This window comes from Protofrankia sp. CiP1_Cm_nod2 (genome assembly GCF_920664355.1).
In the GTDB taxonomy this organism is placed as follows: domain Bacteria; phylum Actinomycetota; class Actinomycetes; order Frankiales; family Frankiaceae; genus Protofrankia.
On record NZ_CAKKTL010000207.1, the window covers coordinates 1 to 5,961 of the forward strand.

5 protein-coding genes are annotated in these 5,961 nt (G+C 72.5%); all 5 read left to right on the plus strand.

The genetic code is table 11. From position 1 onward, the window contains the following. On the plus strand, positions 1 to 392 hold a 392-nt coding region (locus tag NBW84_RS19085), incomplete at its 5' end, for a DUF192 domain-containing protein (protein WP_250286104.1). 414 nt (positions 393 to 806) lie between these two features. Beyond that, positions 807 to 1,637, plus strand: coding sequence for an SDR family NAD(P)-dependent oxidoreductase (locus NBW84_RS19090; RefSeq protein ID WP_250286105.1), 831 nt, complete (start codon positions 807 to 809; stop codon positions 1,635 to 1,637). A 557-nt stretch (positions 1,638 to 2,194) separates the two neighbouring features. Continuing rightward, the gene (gene hpnC, locus NBW84_RS19095) at positions 2,195 to 3,235 is read left to right on the plus strand and encodes a squalene synthase HpnC (RefSeq protein ID WP_250286106.1); all 1,041 of its coding nucleotides are present in this window, start codon (positions 2,195 to 2,197) and stop codon (positions 3,233 to 3,235) included. Beyond that, positions 3,232 to 4,137, plus strand: a complete 906-nt coding sequence (gene hpnD / locus NBW84_RS19100; RefSeq protein ID WP_250286107.1) for a presqualene diphosphate synthase HpnD — start codon at positions 3,232 to 3,234, stop codon at positions 4,135 to 4,137. Before hpnC ends, hpnD begins: the two co-directional genes overlap by 4 nt. A 131-nt stretch (positions 4,138 to 4,268) precedes the next feature. Then, positions 4,269 to 5,961, plus strand: a 1,693-nt coding sequence (hpnE, locus tag NBW84_RS19105; RefSeq protein ID WP_250286110.1) for a hydroxysqualene dehydroxylase HpnE, incomplete at its 3' end; no start/stop codon positions are given.

Genomic DNA, 5,961 nt, shown 5'->3' on the forward strand with positions numbered 1-5,961 from the left:
GCCCGGCACGGGCCGGGGCGGGCTCGGCGGCCCGCCGGGTGCGGGTGGGGGCGGTGGCCCTCGCCGTCGAGGTCGCCGAGACGCCGGCCGCCCGTGGGCGCGGGCTGATGGGCCGCACGTCGCTGCTGCCCGGAACCGGCATGTTGTTCGTCTTCGGCGGGGAGTCGACGGATGGTTTCTACATGTATCGGACCCTGATCCCGCTCTCGGTCGTGTTCTCCCGGTACGGGCGGGTGGTGGCGATCCATGAGATGACGCCATGTGTCGAAGAGGATCCCGGCAGTTGTAAGATCTACCGGGCTGGCACCGCTTACACGGAGGCGGTGGAGGCGCCGGGTGGCACCTTCAGTAATGCTGGGATACGTCCAGGTGATGCGATTGAATTCTTCTAGTTACATCGGCGCCCGCCGGAGCGCATCAGATCCTTGATGTCAAGGGTCTTGATGTCAAGGGCCAGGCGGCGGGCTGTGGCATGTCGGCCACGAAAAATCCGTGTTCCGATGCCGCGTACCGGTGTGATGGGAGCCACCGGTCGACAATCGAATTCTGGATGAATGTCGACCGGATGTCATGTAGTGCCTGCAGTGTGGATCCGTCGTTGCCGTGACGGGTCCGACAAGGCTTTCGGGGCCGTGTCGTCCACCTGACGATGGACGTTCCGGCCGTGGGGCGATGAAATAGGGCTGGGCCGTACGTGGGGCCGACCGTTTGTCGTCAGCGCTGGCGACACCCAGGTTCCGAGGGCCTGACCGCGACCGTCTCCCACCCGGGAGGAGGCGACCACCGCGCGACCGGAGGGTTTTGTTGTGTATACACCGGCCCGTCCCACGGTTCCGGACAGCCGCCTGCACGTCGTCGCCGAGCAGTCCCGCTTCGCGGGCAGCCGGGGATGGCCGCCCAGGACAGCGCTTGTCACCGGCGCGAGCAGCGGAATCGGCAGGGAGGCGGCGCTGCTGCTCGGCGAGATGAACTGCAAGGTCCTGTTGGTCGGCCGCAACGGTGTCGCGCTCGACGAGGTCGCCGCGTCCACCTCCGGTCACCGGATCGCGGTGGACCTGTCGGTCCCGGGTGCCGAGGCCACCGTGGCCTCCCGCAGCGAGGACCTCCTCGGTGATCTCGATCTGCTGGTGTGCGCGGCCGGCCTCGGCTCGGCCGGCCCGTTCGACCAGCTTTCCCATGAGGCCCTTGCCGAGCTTGTGGCGGTCAATGTGCTCTCGCCGATGGCGCTCGTCCGCGCGGTGCTCCCGGCCATGCTCGACCGTGGGCACGGGCGCATCCTGCTGGTCGGCAGCGTCGCCGGAGCGTTGGGGGTGCGTGGTGAGGTCGCCTATTCGGCAACCAAGGCCGCGCTGGTCGGGTTCGCCAATGCGCTGCGCTCTGAGGTCTCCGGCCGTGGCGTAACGGTCACCCTGTGTTTCCCGGGGGTCGTCGACACGGCCTTCTTCCGTCGTCGTGGAGCGCCCTACGTACGCAGGTGGCCACGCCTGCAACCGGCTCGCCTTGTCGCCGAGCGCATGCTGCTCGCGACCGGGCGGGGCCAGGCCGAGATCTGGGTGCCGCGCTGGTTGTCGCTTGCCGCCCGTGTCCACGGGACGGCGCCAGCGCTCTACCGGCGGCTGGCGGGAGTCTTCGGCTAGAAGCGCTCGGGACGACGGGGAGGCCGGCCCGGACCGCGGGTGATGCATCGCGCGACGGAGGAGACGGACGCCGTGCCCGGCCGCGGCGTGGCCGGCGGTAGGGGAGGACTCCCATGGCACGTCCCGCGGCATGGCGGTGTCCCTCATGGATGTGAGGGTCCGCACAGTACCCGGACAGGCGGTAACGGGGTCATATCGGTTGGATCGGGGAATCATGTGGGGCACACGCCGAAAAAGGGCGTGCCGCATATCGGATGGCCGGCCGGATGCGGTGCGGCCATGGTTTTTCGAGCCCGGGGTCCCGGGAGCCGGCCCGGAAGGCCCCCGGGCCCCCGGGCCGCCGGAGGGCCGAAGGCGGCGCCGTGCCTGTCGCGCGTCGCCGGAGGCCCGCACAGCCTCCGGGGCACCAGGGGGAACCGTGAGGGTGAAGGCTGCATGATCATTACTGCTCCGTGCGGCCGGAGGCTCAGGAATTTGCAGAGCAGACCTGCTCAGGCGCGCCGCCGGACCGTTCCCGCGGCGCGTGTCAGGCCCAACCGCTGACGAGGGGGAGGCGCATGACCACAAGTGACGCAAAGGTCGGCTCGCCGCCAGGCGGGCCGACGGGCGGGCGGGCGGGAACCGGGCGGGTGGGAGCTCCTGCTGCGCCGCTGCCCGGGAACGCCCTCACGTCCTCACCCCAGGATGTGCTGCGGGCGGCTTCCGCCGAGAACTTCCCGGTGTCTCCGCTGATCCTGCCGGCCCGGCAGCGGCAGCACCTGTTCGCGATCTACGGATTCGCCCGTCTCGTCGACGACATCGGTGACGAGGCGGCCGGCGACCGGCTCGCGCTGCTCGACGCGCTGGAAGACGATCTTGAGAAGATCTGGGGCGGGACGCCGACACTCCCGGTCATCCAGGCGCTGGCGCCGACCGTCCGGGAATGCGGCCTGGCGCCGGAGCCGTTCCGCCGGCTCGTCGCGGCCAACCGGCAGGACCAGCTGGTCACCCGCTACGACACCTTCGACGACCTGCTGCGTTACTGCACCCTGTCCGCCGACCCGGTGGGGCACATGGTGCTCGGTGTCTTCGGCGTCAGCACCCCTGACCGGGTCGAGCTGTCGAACCGGGTCTGCACGGCGCTGCAGATCGTCGAGCATGTACAGGACGTGGCCGAGGACTATGCCGCCGGCCGGATCTACCTGCCCCGGGAGGACCTCGACAGCTTCGGGGTACGTGAGCGGGACCTCGCGCACCCCAGCGCCGGCCCGGCGGTACGGGAGCTGATCGCCTTCCAGGTGCTGCGCGCCCGCCGGATCCTCGACGAGGGCACACCGCTGGTGGGCCTCGTCGAGGGCCGGCTGCGGCTGGTCCTGGCCGGGTTCGTCGGCGGTGGCCGCGCGGCGCTGGACGCGGTCGAGCGGGCCGGGTGCGACGTCCTCGGCGGCGCCCCGACCGCGCCGAAGCCGCGGATCGCCCGCTACGCCCTGACGGTGGCGCTGGCCTCGCTCACCCCGTCCGCCAGGCGGGCGGCCCGCTCGGCGCGTGTCGCGCTGCCGCCGCTGGTCACCGGCGGCGGGATCATCAACAGGCCCGCCGCGGGTGGAGGTGGCGAATGATCTACGACGGTCGTTTCCGGTCGCCGACGGTAGAGGAAGCGTACGCGTCCTGTGAGGCGTTGACCCGCGAGGCCGCGCGCAACTTCGCCTACGGCATCCGGCTGCTGCCGGTCGACAAACGGGCGGCGCTGTCCGCGGTGTACGCCTTCGCCCGCCGGCTCGACGACATCGGCGATGGCGACCTGCCCCTCGAGGAGAAGGCCACCCGCCTGGCCGTGGCCCGGGCGGACATCACAGGGCTCGGCGCGGCCGGCTCCGACCCGGTTCTGATAGCTCTGGATGACGCCTGCCGGCGGTTCCCCATCCCGCTGGACGCCTTCTGCGAACTGATCGACGGTGTCGAGATGGATCTGCGTGGGGTCACCTACGAGTCCTTCGACGACCTTGTCGAGTACTGCCGACGGGTGGCCGGCACGATCGGGCGCCTGTCACTGGGGATCTTCGGCACGCAGGCGGCGCGCGCGGACGCGGGAGCCGCCACGGTCGCCGACGAGCTCGGGATCGCCCTGCAACAGACCAACATTCTCCGAGACGTCCGGGAGGACCTGATTACCGGCCGGATCTATCTGCCCCGGGCCGAACTGGAAAAGGCCGGGATCACCCTTGCCCTCGGCCCGGACGGCCGGCTCGGCGGTCCCGAGGACGCACTCGTCGATTACCTCCGGGAGTGCGCGCAGCGGGCCGACGAATGGTACGGGCGCGGTCTGAAACTGCTGACCATGCTCGACCGGCGCAGCGCCGCCTGCTGCGGGGCGATGGCCGGGATCTACCTGCGGCTCAACCGCCGGATCAGGACCGACCCCACCCCCGTCCTGCAGCAACGGCTGTCGCTGCCGGGCTGGGAGAAGGCGGTGGTGGCCGCGCGCAGCCTGGCCGGGCGCCCGGAGGTGTCGGCCGCATGAGCGTGGGCACCGGGACGCCGTCGGACGCGGCACCGTCACAGCGGACGCGGGCTGTCACGGCATCACCCGCCGCGGCACAGCCTGCCGTGACGCTTGCCGTCGGGCCGCCGCCGGCGCCGGGCGGCCACCGGATGGTCGTCGTCGGTGGCGGGCTCGCCGGCCTGTCGGCCGCGCTGACCGCCGCGGACATCGGCGCGGACGTGACCGTGCTGGAGGCGCGGCCGCGGCTGGGCGGCGCCACCGCCTCGTTCGCCAGGGACGGGCTGTGGGTCGACACCGGCCAGCACGTCTTCATGCGCTGCTGCACCGCCTACCGTGGGTTCCTCCGCCGGCTCGGCGTCGAGCACCTGACCACCCTCCAGCCGCGGCTGGACGTCCCGGTGCTGCTCGCCGGCTCCGGTACGAACGCCCGGCTGCGGCGTACCCGCATCCCCTGGCCGGCGCCGCTGCACCTGACCCCGGCGCTGCTGGGATACCGCGCGTTCCCGCTCGGCCAGCGGCTGCGGGCCGCGCTCGCCGCCTACCGGCTGGGCCGGCTCGACCCGAGCCGGCCCGAGGTGGACGGTGTCTCGTTCGGCAGCTGGCTGGCCCGCCGGGGCCAGTCACCGGCCACGATCGAGGCGCTGTGGGAGCTGCTGACCGTCGCCACCCTCAACGCCCCCGCGGACGCGGCCTCCCTCGGGCTCGCCGCCAAGGTCGTGCGCACCGGCCTGCTGGAGCGGGCCGACGCCGGGGACATCGGCTGGGCGGAGGTGCCCCTCCAGCGGCTGCACGGGGAGGCGGCGGCCTCGGAGCTCGCCGACGTCGGCGCGGACGTGCGGACCGGCGTGAAGGTCCGTACGATCGACCGGACAGCCACCGGGTGGCGGGTGGTCACCGACAGCGGCACGCTCGACGCCGACTCGGTGGTGCTCGCCGTGCCACCGCCGGCGGCGGTCGCCCTGCTGCCCGAGGGCGCGGTGGCGGATCCGGAACGGTTCGTCGACCTCGGCTCGTCACCGATCGTCAACGTCCATATGATCTACGACCGGCCGGTGCTGGCGGGGCCCTTCCTGGCCGTGGTGGGCTCCCCCGTCCAGTGGGTCTTCGACCGGACGGCCTCCAGCGGGATCGCCGAGTCGGTGGCCGATCATCCCGAGCGCGCGGGCGCGCAGTACCTGGCGATCTCCCTGTCGGCCGCGGACGACTGGATCGACCGGCCCGCCGGTGAGATCCGTGACATCTTCGTCGAGGAGATGCGTCGGCTGCTGCCCGCCGCGCGGGACGCCGAGGCGGTCGAGGTGTTCGTCACCCGGGAACGCACCGCGACGTTCCGGCAGGCCCCCGGTACCCGGGCGCTGCGCCCCGGCCCGGCCACCGGACTGCCCGGCCTCGCGCTGGCCGGCGCGTGGACCGATACGGACTGGCCCGCGACCATGGAGGGCGCGGTGCGCAGCGGGCTGGCCGCGGCGAAGGTGGCGCTCGGCGGCTGGCGCCCCAGGCCACCGTCACCCGGCCCGGCCCGCCGGTTGCTGCCCGTGGTCGTGACATCCGGTGGTGCTCCTGCGCAGCTGGGAGGATGCGGGTCGTCGCCGGTCAGCCCGTGTAAAACATCACAATCGTCCCGGACGCCGGAGACCAAGGTCCCTGGCGAGAGACCGTCGTCTTCTAGCCCACCGGGATCATCGGCTCCCAGGCCGACGGGCGCACCGAGCGCCCCGCCGCTGCCGGCGGCATCCCCACAGCCGAGTCCACCGTCGACCCCACCGACTCCGCCCAGTTCGCCCGCTTCGCCGGCTCCGCCCGCCTCGCCGGTGCCGCCCAGCTCGTCGGCACCGGCGGCCC

What these genes read in the sequence shown, in the direction of transcription:
- hpnC (WP_250286106.1), top strand. Translation starts at nt 2,195, where the DNA reads ATGACCACAAGTGACGCAAAGGTCGGCTCGCCGCCAGGCGGGCCGACG.
- hpnD (WP_250286107.1), top strand. Translation starts at nt 3,232, where the DNA reads ATGATCTACGACGGTCGTTTCCGGTCGCCGACGGTAGAGGAAGCGTAC.